Origin of the sequence: Streptomyces iconiensis, assembly GCF_028657195.3 — a bacterium.
Lineage (GTDB): Bacteria > Actinomycetota > Actinomycetes > Streptomycetales > Streptomycetaceae > Streptomyces > Streptomyces iconiensis.
This window is the reverse complement of the sequence record NZ_JANCPR020000008.1, coordinates 231,191-249,723: the sequence shown is the minus strand read 5'-3', so window position 1 is coordinate 249,723 and position 18,533 is coordinate 231,191. Positions and strand designations below refer to the sequence as shown.

Here is an 18,533-nt window from a genome sequence, read left to right as displayed (position 1 = left end):
CGCGCCGCACCCGGGGCCTGCGCGGTCAGCCTTCCGTTGCTTCCGGGCGGTGCCCGGCGCGCTCTCCCGTGCTGTGCCGCTCGGCGAGGGCGCGGAGTGCCTTCGCGTCGGCGAGCGCCTGCTTCTTCGCGATTCCCGGCTGGATGCCCATGGCGTTCAGGCTGGTGCCGTCGGCGAGGTCGAGGGAGACCCACGGGTCGCCGGGACGCAGGTGCACGCCGAGGACTTCCGCCCAATCGAGACGGCGTTTGGTCGTAAGGTTGACGACGGTCAGGCCACGCTCGTCGGCGGAGACACGGGGGCGGCTGAGCAGGATCAGCACGCCGAGGAAGAGCACGGCGGTGAACACGAAGGTCGCCCGCTCACCTCCGCCGATCTCCAGCATGAAGGAGACGCCGGTGATGACGACGAAGACGAGTACGCCGACGGTCAGCAGCACCACACGCGTACGCGTGGGCCGGAACGTGACGGGGAGTTGGGGCGAAGCGGAGTGCTGGGACATCACAGTCTCTTTCCGGCCGTAAGGACCTGGCCGTCGTCCTACAGGCGGCAGGCGTGGATGCCGGTGGTGAGGATGGCGCGGGCACCGAGTTCGTAGAGGTCGTCCATGATGCGCTGGGCCTCCTTGGTGAGGACCATGGAGCGGACGGCGACCCAGCCCTGGTCGTGCAGCGGCGAGATGGTGGGCGACTCCAGCCCCGGGGTGAGGGCGACGGCGCGCTCCAGGTGCTCGGCGCGGATGTCGTAGTCCATCATCACGTAGCTGCGTGCGACCAGTACTCCCTGGAGGCGGCGCAGGAACTGCTGGACCTTGGGGCTGTCCGAATCGGCCCCCGTACGGCGGATGACGACGGCCTCGGACTCCAGGATCGGCTCGCCCGTGATCTCAAGTCCCGCGTTGCGCAGGGAGGTTCCGGTCTCCACGACATCGGCGATGATCTGCGCGACACCCAGTTCGATGGCGGTCTCGACGGCGCCGTCGAGGTGGACGACGGACGCGTCGACGCCCTTTTCGGCCAGGTGCTTGCCGACGATGCCCTCGTAGGAGGTGGCGATGGTGAGCCCGGCGAAGTCCTCGACGGCGCCGGCCTGGCCCGGCTTCGCGGCGTAGCGGAAGGTGGAGCGGGCGAAGCCGAGCGGCATCAGCTCCTCCGCGCTGGCGCCCGAGTCGAGCAGGAGGTCGCGGCCCGTGATGCCGATGTCGAGCTTGCCGGAGCTGACGTAGATCGCGATGTCGCGGGGGCGGAGGTAGAAGAACTCGACCTCGTTCTCGGGGTCGACAAGGACGAGTTCCTTGGATGCCTTGCGCTGCTGATAGCCGGCCTCATGCAGCATCTCCCCCGCAGGTCCGGACAGGGAACCCTTGTTGGGAACGGCGATGCGCAGCATGGGGCGGCCTTTCTCGGGGTGTGGTGTGTGCCTGTGAAAGTGCTGGTGAAGACGGTGCTGGTGAGCGGGGTGCCGGGGCGGCCGATCGGCTCGGCGCCCGGCGGCGCCCGGGTCGCTCAGGGACGCACGGCGGGCTCAGAGGTGAGCGTATACGTCGTCGAGGGAGATGCCCCGGGCGACCATGAGCACCTGCAGATGGTAGAGAAGCTGCGAGATCTCCTCTGCCGTGGCGTCCTCGCCCTCGTACTCGGCGGCCATCCATACCTCGGCGGCCTCCTCCACGACCTTCTTGCCGATGGAATGCACGCCCTGCGAGACGAGGTCGGCGGTACGGGAGGTGAGGGGGTCGCCGGTGGCGGCCTTCTGCTGCAACTCGGCGAAGAGCTGCTCGAATGTCTTGTTCGCCATGGTGCTGCCAGCCTACGTGTTCGCCCGGGGCGGCTAGCGCCAGGGTTCCGCCACGGTACGCAGGGTCGCCGCCGTCGCCACAGCGGCGGTGACCGCCTCGTGCCCCTTGTCTTCCGTCGACCCGGCGAGCCCGGCCCTGTCGAGTGCCTGCTCCTCGGTGTCGCAGGTCAGCACGCCGAAGCCGATGGGCACCCCGGTGGTGACGCAGACATCCGTGAGGCCCTGGGTGACGCCCTGGCACACGTAGTCGAAGTGCGGGGTTCCGCCGCGTACGACGACGCCGAGCGCCACGATCGCGTCGTATCCGCGGTCGGCGAGCACCTTGGCGACGACGGGCAGTTCGAAGCTGCCCGGCACCCGCAGCAGGGTCGGCTCGTCGATGCCCAGCTCGCGCAGCGCGCGCAGGGAGCCGTCGACGAGGCCGTCCATGACCCGCTCGTGCCACTGCGCGGCGATGACGGCCACGCGCAGGTCGCCGCAGTTCTTGACGGTCAGTTCGGGTGCGCCCTTGCCGCTCACGTTGCTCCTCGCGCTCTTCTGGATGGGATGGCTGTGCTGGATGGGATGGCTGCGGTGCTCGGTGCTGCGGTGCTCGGTGTTGCGGTGCTGGTCGGCGTTGCCATGCTGCTCGGTGTGACAGTGCTGCCCGGTGTGGTGCGGGGGATCACTGCGTGCTGCAGGGTGACGTGCGGTCCGCGTCCAGCCAGGGCAGGTCGTGTCCCATGCGGTCCCGCTTGGTACGCAGGTACCGCAGGTTGTGCTCGCCGGCCTGTACGGGCATCGGCTCGCGTCCCGTGACGCGCAGTCCGTTGCGGACCATGGCGGCCGTCTTGTCGGGGTTGTTCGTCATCAGTCGCAGGGAGCGTACGCCCAGGTCGGAGAGGATCTGGGCAGCGGCGGCGTAGTCACGCGCGTCGGCGGGGAGGCCGAGTTCGAGGTTGGCGTCGAGGGTGTCCCTGCCGCGCTCCTGAAGCTCGTAGGCGCGCAGTTTGGACAGCAGCCCGATGCCCCGCCCCTCGTGTCCGCGCAGGTAGAGCACGACGCCCCGGCCCTCCTCCTGGACACGCTCCAGGGAGGCTTCGAGCTGGGGTCCGCAGTCGCAGCGCAGCGAGCCGAAGATGTCCCCCGTGAGGCACTCCGAGTGCACCCGTACGAGGACGTCCTCACCGGCGTCGATGTCGCCGGGGCCGCCGACGTCGCCGGCGACGAGCGCGATGTGTTCGACACCGTCGACGGTGGAGCGGTAGCCGTAGGCGCGGAAGTCACCGTGCCGGGTGGGCAGCCGGGTCTCCGCCTCGCGGCGCACCGTCGGCTCGGCCGAGCGGCGGTAGGCGATCAGGTCCTCGATGGAGATGACGGACAGGCCGTGCTTGCGCGCGAACGGGACCAGTTCGGGCAGCCGCAGCATGGCGCCGTCCTCCCCCGCGATCTCCACGATGGCGGCGGCCGGGCGCAGCCCTGCGAGCCGGGCCAGGTCCACACCGGCCTCGGTGTGCCCCGCACGGACGAGGACACCGCCCGGCTTGGCGCGCAGGGGGAAGGCGTGGCCGGGGCGTACGAAGTCGTCCGCCGTGGTGGTGGGGTCGGCGAGCAGCCGGATGGTGGCGGCGCGGTCGGCGGCTGAGATACCGGTGGTGACGCCGTGCGCGGCGTTCGCGTCGACGGAGACGGTGAAGGCCGTGCCCATGGACTCGGTGTTCTCGGCGACCATCTGGGGCAGCGCCAGCCTGTCCAGGTCGGCGGGCTCCATGGGGGTGCAGATGAGTCCGCGGCACTCGCTCATCATGAAGGCGACGGTCTCGGACGTGATCAGCTCGGCGGCGACGACGAGGTCGCCCTCGTTCTCCCGGCTCTCGTCGTCCACGACCACGACGGGGCGGCCCGCCGCGATGTCGCGGATCGCGTCGGCGACGGGGTCGAGCGCGAGGCCGTCGCCCAGCGCGGGGCTGTCGCCCAGGACGGGGGTGTCGCCCGACGCGGGGCCGGGAGCCGCACCGGGCACGGGGCGTGACAGTGCCTGGGACCCGTCGGGTACGTCCGGCGCGGGCACGGCGGGCTTGGCGGGTGCTTCGTACCAGTTCGGAAGTGCGGTCATGTGCGTGCTCCCTCCTTCCTCTCGGCGCCGCCCACGGCGCCATTCCGTTCGCTACGTGTCCGTTCGCTCCGTGTCCGCCGGCTTGGCGTTCCGTTCGCTACGTGGCTCACAGCGCGGCTCCGTGCAGTGCGGGGTCGGGCTGTGCGGCCCGTGCGGGTGCCGCGTCCACGCGGGAGCGCTGCCACCAGGCGCGCATGCCCCACAGGACGAGGCCCAGATAGACGACGTAGACGAACCCGGAGAAGGCCAGTCCGCTGCTGAAGGCCAGCGGTACGCCGACGATGTCGACCAGCAGCCAGGCGAACCAGAACTCCACGAGCCCGCGCGCCTGCGCGACCATCGCCGCGAGGGTGCCGACGAATATGTAGGCGTCGGCCCACGGGCTCCAGGAGAGCGTGGGCACGAGGGTGAAGAGCGTGCCGACGAGCGCCGTACCCGCGAGGGTGCCGGCGACGAGCGCGCCCCGCTCGCGCCAGGTGGCGAACCGTACGGCTATCGAACCGTCCTGCGCCTTGCGCCTGCCGCGCTGCCACTGGAGCCAGCCCCACACGGCGACGGTGATCACCAGCAACTGCTTGCCCACGCCGCCGGCCAGCCCGGCCCAGGCGAAGGCGGAGATGAGTACCAGGCCCGAGACGAGCTGTGCGGGCCAGGTGACCATGGAGCGCCGCCAGCCGAGCGCGAGCGCGATCAGACCGATGGTGTTGCCGAGCATGTCGGACCAGATCACATGCTGTCCGAACGCGGTGAAAGCCTGGCTGTTGAGCCACGCGAAGACGTTCACTGGGTCGCTTCTTCCTGTGCTTCCCGTGTCGCGCCCCTGTGGCCCATGAGGCGTTCGACGTACTTCGCGAGGACGTCGACCTCCAGGTTGACCGGGTCGCCCGGCTGCTTGGTGCCGAGGGTGGTCAGCGCGAGTGTGGTCGGGATGAGAGAGACGGTGAAGTGGTCGTCGGCGGCCTCGACCACGGTGAGGCTGATGCCGTCGACCGTGATGGAGCCCTTGTCGACGAGGTACCTGCCGAGGCCGTCGGGGAGCGTCACCGTGATGTCGGTTCCGCCCTCGGTCTCCGTACGGGCAGCGATGGTGCCGGTGCCGTCGACATGGCCCTGTACGAGGTGTCCGTCGAGGCGTCCGCCGAGCGCCATGGGGCGTTCGAGGTTGACGGGGGCTCCGGGAGCCAGCGCCCCGAGGCTGGAGCGGTGGAGCGTCTCGGCGATGACATCGGCGGTGAACTCGCCGTCGCCGGATTCGACCACGGTGAGGCACACGCCGTTGACCGCGATGGAGTCACCGTGCCGTACGTCCTTCGTGACGAGCGGTCCGCGCAGCCGCAGCCGCGCCGCTTTGCCCAGGTCCTCGACGGCGACGACCTCGCCCAGCTCTTCAACGATTCCGGTGAACACTCTTCAGGACTCCTCGGTCGCGGTGTGCGTGACGGTGGCCTCGTGCGCGGGGGTGCCGACGGCGGTGACGCGCAGGTCGGGGCCGAGACGCTCGGTGTCGTTCACGGTCAGCCGCAACGCCTGAGCGATCGTGCTGATTCCGGCCTCGCCCAGCACGGGGGGACCGGCGCCGAGCAGTACGGGCGCGAGATAGCCGATCACCCGGTCGACGAGACCGGCCGCGACGAAGGCCCCCGCGAGGGTGGAGCCGCCTTCCAGGAGCACGGAACGTACGTCGCGCTCGTGCAGCGCGGCGAGCAGCGCCGTCAGGTCGAGCCCGGCGCTTCCGGTGGCCGCCCGGGGCACCCGTACCGTGTCGGCCACGCCGTCCAGCGCACCGGTGTCGGCGTCCTCGGCGACGGCGATCAGGGTGGGGGCGGCGCTGTCCAGTACGCGGGCGCCGGGCTTGACGGTGGCGGCCTCGGTGTCGAGGACCACGCGCAGGGGCTGTATGGCCCCCGGAACCCCGCGCACGGCGAGGTGCGGGTCGTCGGTGCGCGCCGTGCCGGAGCCGACGAGTACGGCGTCGGACTCGGCGCGCAGCCGGTGCACGTCGGCGCGTGACTCCTGCGAGGTGATCCAGCGGCTGGAGCCGTCGGCCGCCGCCGTGCGCCCGTCGAGGGTGGCGGCGTACTTCCAGGTCACGTAGGGCCGGTGGTGGAGCACGGAGGTGAGCCATGCGGCGTTGCCGGCGGCGGCCTCGGGTGCGAGGAGCCCGCCCTCGACCTCGACCCCGGCGGCGGCCAGGGTGCCGGCGCCGCCGGAGGCTCCGGGGTTGGGATCGGCGACGGCGTAGACGACGCGGACGACACCCGCGTCGATGAGGGCCTGGGAGCAGGGACCTGTGCGGCCCGTGTGGTCGCAGGGTTCGAGGGTGACGACGGCGGTGCCGCCGCGTGCGTCGTCACCGGCCTCGGCGAGCGCGTGGACCTCGGCGTGCGGCCCTCCAGCGCGCTGGTGCCAGCCCTCGCCGACCGTACGTCCCGCGCTGTCGAGGACGACGCAGCCGACGATGGGGTTGGGGCTGGTGGAACCGAGGCCGCGTGCGGCGAGATCGATGGCGCGGCGCATGGCGGCGCGCTCGGCGTGGGGCGCTTCCGGCGTCTCGGGGTGGGTGGCCACCGGGTCCTCCTGCCTCTTCGGGCACGGACTCCGGGGCTGTACGGGATGTGTGACGGGCACGGAATGGCGGCTCACCGACCGGGAAACGGGGGGCTCAACTCCGGAAAACCGGAGGCGGCCCGCCGAAAGGGGCGGTGCACCGTTTTCGGCCCGCCGCGCACTGCCTCCCATCCGGACTTTAACCGTCGGTCCAGGAATCTCACCTGGTCAACCGGCCGCTGGCTGCGGACGGGTCGCGGACTATAACCGCCGGTTCGGACTTTCACCGACCCCGGAGTGCGCTGACGTCACTGGTACAGGTTCCAGTCTGCCACGGCTGCCGTACGACCATGCCGACGGGTTCTGTGGGCTGGCTCACAGGGGCCCCGGCAGGCGACCCGTTTCCCGCATGCGTCCCCGTGTTCGAGCGGCCCCCGACCTGGGCACGATCACCGCACGGTCCGTCCGGCAGAGCGGGCTGACGCGGCGCCGCGTTCTTCGCGGCGCCGCGGACCCACAGGACCGTACGGAGAGACGGCGATGCGCACGGGCGACGGCGAACCGCGACCTGACGCCGCGGCGACAGGGGCGGAAGCGGGTGCCTCGGCTGCGGCGGGCGCGCACGCGGAAGCGGGCACCTCGGCGGCGGGCGCGCACGCGGAAGCGCCGGTGACCGGCGGGGGAACCTTGTCCGCTGGACCGCCAGGGCCGGAGGTGCGGGCGGGGCGTGCAGCCGTCGGTGTGGTGTTCGCTGTGCACGGGATGGCGAGCGGCACGTTCGCCACCCGTATCCCGTGGCTGCGCGAGCACCTCGGGCTGAGCCCCGGATGGCTGGGGCTGGCGCTGGTCTTCATGACCGTGGGCGCCTCGGCCGCGATGCCGCTCTCGGCACGGCTCGCGCACCGGTACGGAGCGCGCGGGGCGCTCGCCGGGGTGACGGTGGTGTGCTGCGCGGGCCTCGTACTGCCGCCGCTCGCACCCGCGCTGGGGTGGCTGTGCCTTGCGCTCTTCCTGTACGGCTGCGGCCTCGGCCTGATGGACGTCGCGATGAACGCGCAGGGCGTACGCGTCGAGGAGCGCTACGGGCGCTCGGTGATGTCAGGGCTGCACGGCATGTGGAGCGTCGGCACCCTGATCGGTGGCGCCGGGGGCGCGCTCGCGGCGCACTCGGGACTCGACGGGCGGGTCCATCTGGCGCTCGCCGCACCGCTGTTGGCCGTGATCGCCGTGCCAGCGGCGCGCTGGACGCCGGGTGCGGAGGCGGGCTCCGGCACGCACGGGGCCTCGGCCCCCGGCGGTGCGGCTGAGCCGGTAGCGGCTCCGCCACGGTTCGCGCTGCCCTCGCGGGGTGTGCTGGCGATCGGGCTGCTGGGGTTCTGCGCCGTGTTCGCCGAGGGCGCCTCGATGGACTGGTCCGGCATCTACCTCCACGATGTGACGGACGCGGAGCCAGGGCTCGCCGCCTCCGCCTACACGGCTTTCGCCTGCACCATGGCCCTCGCCCGGCTGTCGGGCGACGCGGTGGTGCGCCGTGTCGGAGCGGTGACCACGGTGCGGGCCTGCGGTGTGCTCGCCACGGCGGGCGCCGCACTCGTCGTCGCGGCGCGCACGCCGCCCGCGGCGGTGGGCGGGTTCGCGCTCATCGGCGTCGGGATCGCGGTGGTCGTCCCGCTGTGCTTCGCCGCGGCGGGACGTACGGCGTCGGCCGCTCCGGGGCAGGCCATCGCGGGCGTCGCGACCCTCGCCTACGCCTCGGGGCTGGGAGCGCCCGCGATCGTGGGGTGGATCGCGGAGACGACGAGCCTGTCGGTTTCCTTCGGTGTGGTCGCCGTGCTGCTCCTCGGGTTGATCGCCGGGGCCGGTGTGCTCCGCAAGTGAGGAAACGGCGGACGTCCATGGGGCGGCAGGCGCCCATAGGGCCGCGAACGCCCCTGGGGCGGCGGACGTCCATAGGGCCGCGAACGCCCATGGGGAGGCGGACGCCCATGGAGCCGTGAACATCCATAGGGCCGCGAACGCCCCTGGGGCGGCGGACGCCCATAGGGCCGCGCATCCATAGGGCGACGGACCCAACAGGCGCCTGAGCGAGGCCGGTTCGGCCGCTGGGACGGGGACCCGAGGCAGCACGGTTCCGGCCCACGACGACGCGGGCGGAAGCGGTTGTGCAGCGAACTATCATGTGGGGCGATCAGAATCAGCCAGAAATAAAAACACGGGAGCAAACATGAGCGGCGGCGGCCTCGGCGTGCGCTGGAAACTGCACGGCGACGGACGCGTTCCGGAACCCGGCGCCGTCGTACGGCCGGACGAACGGCTCTCGTGGCCCCGTACGGCGGGCCTCGGCGCCCAGCACGTGGTGGCGATGTTCGGCGCGAGCTTTGTCGCGCCCGTCCTCATGGGCCTTGACCCGAACCTCGCGATCATGATGTCCGGCGTCGCGACGGTGCTCTTCCTGCTCGCGACGCGCGGCAGGGTACCGAGCTACCTCGGGTGCAGCCTCTCGTTCGTCGGAGTCGCCGCGATCATCCGTGGTCAGGGCGGCAGCAGTGCCACGGTGACCGGCGCGATCCTCGTGGTGGGCGTCGCGCTCTTCCTCGTCGGCCTCGCCGTGCGGAAGTTCGGGGCGCGGATCATCCATGCGGCGATGCCGCCGGTCGTCACCGGTGCCGTCGTGATGCTGATCGGCTTCAACCTCGCGCCCGTCACGGCCAAGACGTACTGGCCGCAGGACCAGTGGACGGCCCTGCTGACCATGCTGCTGACCGGCCTCGCCGTGGTCTGTCTGCGCGGCTTCTGGTCCCGTATCGCGATCTTCCTCGGGCTCGTCGCCGGCTACCTGATGTCCTGGGGCTTCGACCGGCTCTTCGGCCGGATCCATTCGGCCGACAGCACAGGCAAGACCGTGGACCACTGGCGGCTCGACCTGTCGGGGGTCGGGCACGCCGACTGGTTCGGGCTGCCGTCCGTGCACGGTCCTGACTTCTCGTGGTCCGCGATCCTGGTCGCGCTGCCCGTCGTGATCGCCCTGGTCGCCGAGAACGCCGGGCACGTCAAGGCCGTGGGCGAGATGACGGGCGATCCGCTGGACGACAAGCTCGGCACCGCGATCGCGGCCGACGGCGCGGGAAGCGTGCTCTCCACGGCCGTAGGAGGGCCGGCGACGACCACGTACTCGGAGAACATCGGCGTCATGGCCGCCACCCGCGTCTACTCGACGGCCGCCTACTGGGCAGCCGCCTGCTTCGCCCTCCTCTTCGGCCTGTGCCCGAAGTTCGGCGCCGTCGTCGCCGCGATCCCCGGCGGGGTGCTGGGCGGTATCACCGTCATCCTCTACGGCATGATCGGGCTGCTCGGCGCGCAGATCTGGATCAACAACCGCGTGGACATGCGCAATCCGCTCAACCTCGTGCCCGTCGCGGCGGGCATCATCATCGGCATCGGCGGTGTCAGCCTGAAGTTCACGGACACCTTCGAGCTGAGCGGCATCGCCCTCGGCACGATCGTCGTCCTCAGCGGCTACCACGTGCTCAAGGCCCTCGCCCCGCCCCACCTCAAGGAACAGCCCCCGCTGTTGGACGAGGGCACGAGCGGCTACGACAAGACCTGAGCGCCCAGGGGCGGGCCCGCGCCCCGGAAGGGGGGCGCGGAACTGGGGGCAGGACTGAGGCGGAGGCCCCGTCTAGCGCACAGGCGTCCGGGAGAGTACGGCCGCCCGGGAGGGCACAGGCGCGGCCAGCTCGAAGTACCTGACTCGGTGATCCTCACCGACCTCCCGCATACCAGCGGCCAGCATCACCCGCTGCGAGGCCACGTTGTCCAGGTCGGCATCGGCCTTGACGAGGGTGACACCGTGCGACCAGGCGAAGTCGAGCAGGCCGCGCAGCGCCTCGGACGCGTAACCCCTCCCCCGCGCCCCGGGAATGAGCGCGTAACCGACGGTGACGGTGCCCTCGGTGTCGGGCGTCCTGTTGAATCCCAGGCCACCGATGGCGGAGCCATCCTCGCGGCGGCGTATCTCGAAGTTCCCGAACGGGCGCGGATCACCCGTCGTCGCGCACGCCTTGAGGAAGTCACGGGCGCCCTCGGCATCCATGGGGTCCGGGTACCCGGGCGCCCACAGGTCGCCCTCCGCGGGTTCAGCCGCGACGACCCGCTCGGCCTCGGCGGGCGTCATCGGGTGCAGTACGAGCCGCGCGGTCCTCACATCCGTCATGACCAGTGGCGTATCACGCGCCGCGGCGCGACCGCACTGGATTTACGGGGCGCGCGCGTCCTCCGTCCGAGGGCTGAACGGCCCGGCTCGCCACTCTCGGTGACCAGAACTGCCACGCTGCGTGCATGACATCAGTGGAGCAGATGCCCGCGCCGCGTGCGGTGCCGGGGGGACGGATCGGCCGGGTGACGGCCCGGATGCGCGAGATCGGCGCCGCGCTTCCGCCGCACGACGGAGTGGCGGTGTTCAACGGTGCGTACCTCTCGGTGACCGAGGAGCTGGAACGGCGGCTGCGCCGCGGTCACTTCGAGGACCGTGGCGCGACGGGCGAGCTGGGCGCACGCTTCGCCGCGCGCTACACGGACGCCGTGGAGGCCGAGCGCCACGGCGGCGAGCTGCCCGCGTGCTGGCGGCCCCTCTTCCGCTTCCGCCGCCATCCCTCCGTGCACCCGCTCCAGTTCGCGCTGGCCGGTATCAACGCGCACATCGGACACGACCTGCCGCTCGCGCTCCTCGACACATGCCGGGCGCGCGGCGCCGAACCCGAGGAGCTGGAGGCCGACTTCGAGCGTATCGGCGAACTGCTGACCGGCCTGGAGGAGCGGATCAGGGAGGACCTGTTGCCGGGGCCCGATCTGCTGGACATCGCCGATCCGCTGACGCACCTGGTGGGTTCGTGGAGCCTCGACCGGGCACGCGGCGGCGCCTGGGCCGCGTTCCGGGCGCTGTGGGGGCTGCGCGCCTTCGGCGACCTGCTGGAGGAGATGGCGGAGGGCCTGGACGCGACCGTCGGTCTCGCGGGCCGCTGCCTGCTCACCCCGCTCCGGGGCCGACGAGGGCCGGCGGGACGACGGAACGACCAGGCTTACGGGGGCTGACCGGGACTGATGGGGGCTGACGGAGGCGTCATTGCCTGGAGTGCGCTCCATCGCGTAGGGATGTTCCGTTCCGTCAACGCACGTCGGAACAGCGCGGGATGACGCGTGGAGAGCACTCTACGGAGGCAAGATGGCACTGCGACTGGGTCTGGGGCTGCCACAGACCGGAACCTACGACCTCAGCACCGATGTGACGGCGGCGGCCCGCGCCGCTGAGGAGCTGGGATACGACAGCGTGTGGGTGCTGGAACGGGTCATGCGGCCCGAACAGCCTCTCGACGACATGTACTTGATACCCGGCCAGCCATGGGCCCAGTACTTCAGCTCGGTCGCTGACCCGCTGGTGACGCTCTCCCTGGCGGCGGCCGTCACCGAGCGGGTCACGCTGGGCTCGGCCGTGCTGATCGGCCCGCTGCACCAGCCGTTCCTGCTGGCCCGTGCGCTGGGTTCGCTGGATGCCGCGAGCGGCGGCCGGGTCGTCGCCGGGTTCGGGACCGGCTGGTCCCGTGACGAATTCGCCGCGGCGAACGTGGACTACAAGTCGCGCGGCGCCGCGCTGGACGAACTCCTCGACGTGTGCGCGGCCGTGTGGGGCGAGAATCCCGCGGCGTACGAGGGCAAGCGCACCCGCTTCACCCCCTCGGACATCGGCCCCAAGCCCGTAGCCGGCCGTATCCCCGTCCTGCTCGCGGGGTCCAACGACAAGGCACTGCGCCGCCTGGTGCGCCGCGCCGACGGCTGGGTGCCTTCGGGGGGCGGCGGCGCCGAGCAGGTGGCCGCGGGTCGGGCGCGGATCGCCGAACTGGCCGCCGAGGAGGGCCGGGACCCGGCCGAACTGTCCACCACCCTGCGGGCTTTCCTGGACATCACGGACAAGTCACTCGACAACCGCAGGCCGTTCCAGGGCAGCGTGGAACAGATCGTGGAGGACCTGGCCGACACCGCGAAGGCGGGCGCGGACGAGGTGCTCCTGGACACCCAGCTCCTGTGCCGCGACGTCCAGGAACTGATCGAGAGGGCCAGGGCCCTGCGCGAGACCGCCACGGAGGCAGGCGTGTGACGTAGCCGTACGGGGGCGGTCAGTCCTCGGGCAGCGGTACGGGGGCGATCTCGCCGAAGGCGTCACCCGGCCCCGGATTGACGGGGTCGGTGGCGCCGCCGAGATGGTGCATGACGCCCCATACGGCGTTCAGCGCGGTCTGGACCGCGCCCTCGGCCCAGCCGGCCGTCCAGGAGATGTCGTCACCGGCGAGGAAGAGCCCGCGCCGGTCCGCGGGCAGCGTGTCCTGCATGAAGTGCGTGAACAGCCGCCGCTGGTAGCGGTAGTGGCCCGGCAGGTTCGCCTTGAAGGCGCCCATGAAGTACGGCTCGTCCTCCCACGAGACGGTGAGCGGATTGCCGGTGATGTGCCCCCGGATGTCGACACCGGGGTAGATCTCGCCGAGCGACTTGAGCATCACCTCCATCCGCTCCCGCGCGTCCAGCGGCAGCCACTTCGAACTGTCGTCGCACCACGTGTACGAGAGGCAGATGACAGCCGGCTCATCGGGCCCGTTGTCCAGCAGATAGGTGCCGCGCGTCATCCGGTCGGTGAGCGTCATGCTCATCGTGTCCCGCCCCGTACGCGGGTCGGTGTCCAGCCAGAACGGCCGGTCCACCGGCACGAACAGCTTCGAGGACTCCATGTAGTGCGTGCGCTCGACGGCCGTCCAGTGGTCGATGGGCAGCAGCGCGTCGTCGCAGTCGATACGGGACAGCAGCATCCACGACTGCGCGGTGAACACGGCCGCGCGGTACGTACGGATGTCGCCGTCCGCGTCCGTGACGGTCACGCGGTTGCCCGCCGTACGGTGCAGCCGGGTCACCGCGGGACGGTGCCTGCCGCCCCCGTGCAGCGACTTGAGGCTGGTGCCCTGCGGCCAGTGCACCAGCTTGCCGGGCTCGTGCTCCCACAGCCGCAGCGGCAGCTGCTGGCTGCCGCCCGTGATGCCGCGGTGTTCGTCGTCGGCGCCCGTGTAGACGACGCGCAGTATCTCCAGGATCGAGTTGGGGAAGTCCGTGTCCCAGCCGCCCGTGCCGAAGCCGACCTGCCCGAAGATCTCGCGGTGCCGGAAGGAGGCGAAGGCCGGGGAGTCGCACAGGAACCCGTAGAAGGTCTGGTTGTCGAGCTTCTCCACCAGCCGCGACCAGATCTCCCTGATGCGCGGCACATCACGCTCGCGTATCGCGTCCTGCATCGCGGAGAAGTCGGCGCCCTCCTCAAGGCAGGCGTTCCACGCCTCCATCACCCGGTGGTAGACGGGCGGCAGGTCCTCCAGCGTACGGGCGTAGTGCGTCTCGCCCTTGAGGTCAACGACGGTCGAAGGGGTGTCGGGGGAAAGGGGGTTGGGGAACGGATGGGTCTCCAGTTCCGCCAGGTCGATGTAGTGCCGGAGCGCCGTTGAGGACGGCGGGAAGCGCATCGCGCCCATCTCGGCGCGCAGCGAGGGGTCGCCGCCGTCGAAGGTCTCGGTGCGCAGCCTGCCGCCGAGCTGGTCGGCCTCGTAGAGAACGGGCCTGAGCCCCATCCTCATCAGCTCGTACGCCGTCACCAGCCCGGACAGACCGCCGCCGATCACGGCGACCTCCGTTCCGTGCTCCGTCGCCGGAACGGCGCCGAGCCCGGCCGGGTGCGCGAGGTAGTCGTCGTACGCGAAGGGGAAGTCGGGACCGAACATGGTCAGCGGGCGCGGGTCGGGGCGCTCGTCGTGAACGGCGGTGGGCACGGTGGACGTCATACGGGCACTGCTCCTCGCGGAATCGGGCGGTGAAGGGCGTCGGCGTCAGGCATCAGGCGTCAGGCAAGGGCGTCAGGAGGGGGTGAGCCCCGGGGAGAGGGCTCGCGGGCTCTCAGGCCGCCCCTCTCAGGATGCGGCGCGCTCAGGCCCCGTACAGCTCCGGGCGCCGGTCGGCGAGATACGGGTTCAGCACGCGCGAGGCGTGCGGCAGCGCCGGGTCGACCTCGGCGAACAGCAGCTCGGGGCCTGTACCCGCGCGCGCGGCCACGGCGCCGTCGGGCGAGGCCAGACAGCTCAGCCCCGCGAAGTCGAAATCGCCCTCACGGCCCGTGCGGTTCGCGTACGCCACGTACAGCTGGCTCTCGAAGGCGCGTGCCGGGACGAGGGTGTGGGCGACCGTCTCGTACGGGCGCATCAGGGCCGTCGGCACCGCCAGCAGCTCCGTTCCGGCGAGCGCGTGCGCGCGCACTACCTCGGGGAACTCCACGTCGTAGCAGATCAGCAGCCCGATCCGGAGCCCGTCGAGGTCCGCCTGCACCGTGAGCCGGTCCCCCGGAGTGAAGTACTTCGCCTCGTACGGGCCGTACAGGTGCGTCTTGCGGTAGTTGGCCGCGCGGGAGCCGTCGGCCGCGACGAGCTGGGCCGCGTTGTACACAGCGCCGTCCTCGCCGCGCTCCGGGTAGCCGTAGACAACGGCGATCCCGTGCGCCGCGGCGATCCCCGCCACCGCCGCAGCGCCAGGACCGTCGGCGGGCTCGGCCCGTTCCCCGGTCTCGTCACCGAGGGCGTATCCCGTCAGCGACAGCTCAGGCGTCACGAGCAGCTTCGCACCTTGTTCCGCCGCGCTGCGAGCCGCGCTGTTCAGGGCCTCTGGGCCCGGTGTCGATTCCTGGAGAAGAGCGATACGCACACGTTCGACGCTACGGTCCCCCTCGCACCGCTCACAAGCCGTGCCTCTTGCGCACCGGTGCCCTGTCTGTTGCGCGGATGCCGACGCGCGCGGCGATCTGTTGCGCCTGTGCACGCAGCGGCGTCGGTGTCCCCCGGAGCGTCGTCCCCCGGAGCGCCGCCCCACGGAACGTCGTCGTGCCTCTGCCGGAACGCCGTCGTGCCGTCGTGCCTCTGCGGGACCCCGGCGCTTCCTCACGGTCGCTTCCTCACCGTCGCTTCCTCACAGCGGTGGTCCCGCCGTATAGCGGCGGAGCAGCGGGGAGAGGACGAGGACGGACTTCGTCCGTTCGACGAAGGGCTCACCGGCGATCCGTTCCAGCACCCGCTCGAAGTGCCGCATGTCCGAGGCGAAGATCTGGACCAGCGCGTCGGCCTCCCCTGTGACCGTCGAGGCCGCGGCCACCTCCGCGTAGTGGGAGAGCGCCTTGTGGATGTCCTCCGGCGAGGTCCTGGACCTGCAGTACATCTCGATGAACCCCTCGGTCCGCCAGCCGAGCGCCGCCGGATCGACGCGCACGGTGAACCCCGTGATCGCACCGTCGGCCCGCAGCCGGTCGACGCGCCGTTTGACGGCGGGTGCGGAGAGGCCGACCTCCGCTCCGATGTCGGCGTAGGTACGGCGGGCGTCTGCTGCGAGGGCGTGGACGATGCGTTCGTCGAGAGCGTTCAGTGGCACGGCAGCAGTAGAACACGGCCATGAGGAAGGGTGAGCAGGGTGGATGTGCGGGGCGGGTGGCAGGGCGCGGGACCGTTTCTGCGCGGCGTGGGCTGGCGCGACGGAGACCGCTGTGTGCGCGCCGATCCGGCGGACGGCACGCGGCTACCGCTGGACACATGGGAGCGCGCGCGGATGCCTGTCGGGGTGCGGCTGGGGTTCGAGGCGGAAGGACCGTTCGAGGTGCGGTACCGCGCGGAGGCGCACGGCACGGTGGACGCACTGCTCACGGGCACCCGCGGGTGGCAGGCGCTGCGTCCTGACGGCGACCCCGTGTGCGAGGTACCCGAGGTGCCGGAGGAGGGCGAGCGCACGATACGGGTGGAGTGGCCCGGCGGTGCGGGCGAGCTGTACCCGCCGGAGGGGTACGGTCCCGTCCTGCTGGGCGTGCGGGGTGCCAGGCCCGCACCATCGCTGCCCCGCTGGCTGGTGTACGGGGATTCCATCACGGAGGGCTGGACCGCCTCGCGCCCCGCGCTGGCCTGGCCCGCCGTCGCGGGGCGTGCGCTCGGCCTCGATCCGGTCAACCTCGGCTACGCGGGCGCGGGACGCGGTGAGCTGGCGATGGCGGAACAGCTCGCCCGCCTTGAGTGCGTCGCGGTCACGTTGGCTTTCGGCACCAACTGCTGGACGGGCGTGGCCCATTCGGCCCCGCTGCTGTACGAGGTGACGCGCGCCTTCCTGGCCCTCGTACGGTGCGGACATCCGCGGACGCCGCTGCTCGTCGTCTCCCCCGTGCCGCGGCCCGGGGCCGAGGAGACCCCGAACGCTCTGGGTGCCACGCTCGGCGATCTGCGTACCGCCGTGGAGAGCGCGGTCGGCGACCGGATCGCGGCGGGCGACACGCATCTCGCGCTGCTGCCCGGCGCCCCGCTGCTCGGCCCTGAGCACCTCCCGGACGGCCTGCACCCGGACGACACGGGCCACGCGCTGATGGCGACGGCGGTGGCCCGCGCGCTGGGCGCACTCGTGGGGACGGCTGCGGCGTAGGCGGCCGGCGGGGCGGTCCTCTCGGTCGGAGGGGTCAGTCGTCCAGGGCGTCCAGGACGTTGGTGAGGTCGACGAACTTGAAGCCGGTGGCCTCACGTTCGCCGTCCTCCGGAGTCATGTGGCCGTCCTGGACGACCAGCAGGCCGTTCGGGTACTTGGCGCCCAGCGGCTCGGCGAGCACATCGGCGCCGTCGCACTCCTCGGAACCGTCCAGCGTCCCGGAGGCGGCGCCCACCCGGAAGCCGCCCTCGTGCTCGTAGTCGTCGGATGCCTCGCGGTCGAACGCGACGAAACCGTTGTCGCCCTGGCTGGAGGCGAGCAGATAGCCGTCCCCTCCGTCCTGCCGCAGCAGCGTCAGGCCCTCCACGTCGGCGGACACATGGTCACCGCCGAAACCGGGGTCCTCGCCCGGCACACACTCGTCGGACGGTTCGTCGTACGTGGCGGGAACGCCGTACTCGCGGACCTTGTCCTGGAGCACCGGCTTGCCCTTAAGGTCCGCCGGCATGCGCCAGACGCCGACATCCTCCTGGCCCGCGAAGAGCGTGCCCGTCTCCGGATCGACCGCCATGCCCTCGACCTGCGGTCCCTCACCGGGATCTCCGCAGGGGGACCAGCCGGTGCCGTCGGGCATCGTGAAGGTGTCAGGCAGGTCCACGGTGCGGACCTTCTTGTACGAGACCTTGCCGTCGCGGGTCGGGGTCAGCTCCAGCAGCGCCACGCTGGTGGTCGCGTTCTGGCTGACCAGCGCGTACGCCGTACCGGTCGAGGCGTCGGTGAAGGTGGCCAGGCCGTAAGCGGTGCTCTCCTCGTTGACCTCGTCCTGCGAACCGGAGAAGATCCACGGCGCTGAAGGGGCCGTGACATCGGTGAGCGGGGCCTCGGGCCTGTCGCCGTCGACGCGGTAGACACGGAGCTTGTCGCTGCCACGGTCGCTGGTGACGGCCAGATCGGCGGAGGCCCTGCCCACCTTCATCCCGTGTACGAGATCGACGTTGTTGAAGCGGCCCGGCGCGTCGTCGGGGCCGGGTGCCTCGGGTGCGGCGATCGACTGCACCTCCTTGGCGTCCAAGTCGTAGACCCGCAGGCCGCCTTGCTTGGCCGTGGCGACAACGAGGCTGGCGTCCGGGTCAGCGGCGTTGCGCCAGATCGCCGGATCGTCGGCGTTGGCGTGACCGCCCTCGTCGTCGTCGAACATCGCGGCGGTCTCGGCACGAGGCGTGACCACGGGCAGTCCGGCACCGTCGCCCGGTCCGGCAGCTCCGACCGATCCAACCGGTCCGGCAGCTCCGACCGATCCGACAGCTCCCGTTGCCCCGGCCGCTCCCGCCATGGGCACAGCCGCTATCCCCGCGAGTACGGCCACGGAAGCAGCCACCGCGACCACACCTGAGCGTCTCCTTCTGAACGTGCGCACGATCCATCTCCTTCTGGTCAAAGGGAGTTGGGCGGCAACGGCGGCACCACGCCTCGCCACAGCCACCCAATGGCATGATCACGACCACGAACGGGGCCCAGGAGGCACCCCGGTTACCGGCTCATGACGAGAGGGCAACCGTCCGGGAGTCAA

18 protein-coding genes and 1 riboswitch are annotated in these 18,533 nt (G+C 71.5%); of the genes, 5 read left to right on the top strand and 13 right to left on the bottom strand.

Annotated elements, in window-relative coordinates:
• Positions 1–25 precede the first annotated feature (25 nt).
• From NMN56_RS10780 to ribD, 8 genes are all read right to left on the bottom strand, one after another.
• Positions 26–502, bottom strand: coding sequence for a PH domain-containing protein (locus tag NMN56_RS10780; RefSeq protein ID WP_274038959.1), 477 nt, complete (start codon positions 500–502; stop codon positions 26–28).
• A 38-nt stretch (positions 503–540) separates the two neighbouring features.
• The gene (gene hisG, locus NMN56_RS10775; RefSeq protein WP_274038958.1) at positions 541–1,389 is read right to left on the bottom strand and encodes an ATP phosphoribosyltransferase; all 849 of its coding nucleotides are present in this window, start codon (positions 1,387–1,389) and stop codon (positions 541–543) included.
• Positions 1,390–1,524: 135 nt separating this feature from the next.
• Positions 1,525–1,797 carry a phosphoribosyl-ATP diphosphatase gene (locus NMN56_RS10770; RefSeq protein WP_274038957.1) on the bottom strand — a complete coding sequence of 91 codons (273 nt, stop codon included), beginning with the start codon at positions 1,795–1,797 and terminating at the stop codon, positions 1,525–1,527.
• Between the two features lie 33 nt (positions 1,798–1,830).
• Positions 1,831–2,316, bottom strand: a complete 486-nt coding sequence (gene ribH / locus NMN56_RS10765; protein ID WP_274038956.1) for a 6,7-dimethyl-8-ribityllumazine synthase — start codon at positions 2,314–2,316, stop codon at positions 1,831–1,833.
• A 145-nt stretch (positions 2,317–2,461) separates the two neighbouring features.
• Positions 2,462–3,892, bottom strand: coding sequence for a bifunctional 3,4-dihydroxy-2-butanone-4-phosphate synthase/GTP cyclohydrolase II (locus NMN56_RS10760; RefSeq protein ID WP_274038955.1), 1,431 nt, complete (start codon positions 3,890–3,892; stop codon positions 2,462–2,464).
• A gap of 106 nt (positions 3,893–3,998) precedes the next feature.
• On the bottom strand, positions 3,999–4,676 hold the full coding sequence (locus NMN56_RS10755; RefSeq protein WP_274038954.1) for a nicotinamide mononucleotide transporter family protein: 678 nt from the start codon (positions 4,674–4,676) through the stop codon (positions 3,999–4,001).
• On the bottom strand, positions 4,673–5,299 hold the full coding sequence (locus NMN56_RS10750) for a riboflavin synthase (RefSeq protein WP_274038953.1): 627 nt from the start codon (positions 5,297–5,299) through the stop codon (positions 4,673–4,675). The genes NMN56_RS10755 and NMN56_RS10750 overlap by 4 nt, the downstream gene beginning before the upstream one ends.
• Before the next feature lie 3 nt (positions 5,300–5,302).
• Positions 5,303–6,409, bottom strand: coding sequence for a bifunctional diaminohydroxyphosphoribosylaminopyrimidine deaminase/5-amino-6-(5-phosphoribosylamino)uracil reductase RibD (gene ribD, locus NMN56_RS10745; RefSeq protein WP_274039361.1), 1,107 nt, complete (start codon positions 6,407–6,409; stop codon positions 5,303–5,305).
• 204 nt (positions 6,410–6,613) lie between these two features.
• Positions 6,614–6,744, bottom strand: a riboswitch (FMN riboswitch).
• Positions 6,745–6,979: 235 nt separating this feature from the next.
• On the opposite strand from ribD, the gene NMN56_RS10740 reads away from it, so the two are divergent.
• Both NMN56_RS10740 and NMN56_RS10735 read left to right on the top strand, forming a co-directional pair.
• Positions 6,980–8,317, top strand: a complete 1,338-nt coding sequence (locus tag NMN56_RS10740) for an MFS transporter (protein WP_274038952.1) — start codon at positions 6,980–6,982, stop codon at positions 8,315–8,317.
• Between the two features lie 346 nt (positions 8,318–8,663).
• Positions 8,664–10,046 (top strand): uracil-xanthine permease family protein, encoded by a 1,383-nt coding sequence (locus tag NMN56_RS10735; protein ID WP_274038951.1) that lies wholly within the window; start codon positions 8,664–8,666, stop codon positions 10,044–10,046.
• A gap of 72 nt (positions 10,047–10,118) precedes the next feature.
• On the opposite strand, the gene NMN56_RS10730 is transcribed toward NMN56_RS10735, so the two are convergent.
• A complete protein-coding gene (locus tag NMN56_RS10730) occupies positions 10,119–10,652 on the bottom strand; it encodes a GNAT family N-acetyltransferase (RefSeq protein WP_274038950.1) in 534 nt (177 codons plus the stop codon).
• A 125-nt stretch (positions 10,653–10,777) separates the two neighbouring features.
• Here NMN56_RS10730 and NMN56_RS10725 point away from each other — a divergent pair, with 125 nt between their 5' ends.
• Positions 10,778–11,530, top strand: a complete 753-nt coding sequence (locus NMN56_RS10725) for a DUF5995 family protein (protein ID WP_274038949.1) — start codon at positions 10,778–10,780, stop codon at positions 11,528–11,530.
• 130 nt (positions 11,531–11,660) lie between these two features.
• Entirely contained in the window at positions 11,661–12,590 is a 930-nt protein-coding gene (locus tag NMN56_RS10720; protein WP_274038948.1) for an LLM class F420-dependent oxidoreductase, read from the top strand.
• 19 nt (positions 12,591–12,609) lie between these two features.
• On the opposite strand, the gene NMN56_RS10715 is transcribed toward NMN56_RS10720, so the two are convergent.
• The 3 genes from NMN56_RS10715 to NMN56_RS10705 form a co-directional block, all read right to left on the bottom strand.
• Positions 12,610–14,307 carry a flavin monoamine oxidase family protein gene (locus NMN56_RS10715; RefSeq protein ID WP_274038947.1) on the bottom strand — a complete coding sequence of 566 codons (1,698 nt, stop codon included), beginning with the start codon at positions 14,305–14,307 and terminating at the stop codon, positions 12,610–12,612.
• A gap of 142 nt (positions 14,308–14,449) precedes the next feature.
• Positions 14,450–15,217 carry a carbon-nitrogen hydrolase family protein gene (locus tag NMN56_RS10710; RefSeq protein ID WP_274038946.1) on the bottom strand — a complete coding sequence of 256 codons (768 nt, stop codon included), beginning with the start codon at positions 15,215–15,217 and terminating at the stop codon, positions 14,450–14,452.
• Positions 15,218–15,478: 261 nt separating this feature from the next.
• Positions 15,479–15,934, bottom strand: coding sequence for an Lrp/AsnC family transcriptional regulator (locus NMN56_RS10705; protein WP_274038945.1), 456 nt, complete (start codon positions 15,932–15,934; stop codon positions 15,479–15,481).
• 30 nt (positions 15,935–15,964) lie between these two features.
• Here NMN56_RS10705 and NMN56_RS10700 point away from each other — a divergent pair, with 30 nt between their 5' ends.
• Positions 15,965–16,963, top strand: a complete 999-nt coding sequence (locus NMN56_RS10700; RefSeq protein ID WP_274038944.1) for an SGNH/GDSL hydrolase family protein — start codon at positions 15,965–15,967, stop codon at positions 16,961–16,963.
• Positions 16,964–16,997: 34 nt separating this feature from the next.
• Here NMN56_RS10700 and NMN56_RS10695 read toward each other — a convergent pair whose 3' ends face one another.
• Positions 16,998–18,380, bottom strand: coding sequence for a phytase (locus tag NMN56_RS10695; protein ID WP_274038943.1), 1,383 nt, complete (start codon positions 18,378–18,380; stop codon positions 16,998–17,000).
• Positions 18,381–18,533: the final 153 nt, after the last annotated feature.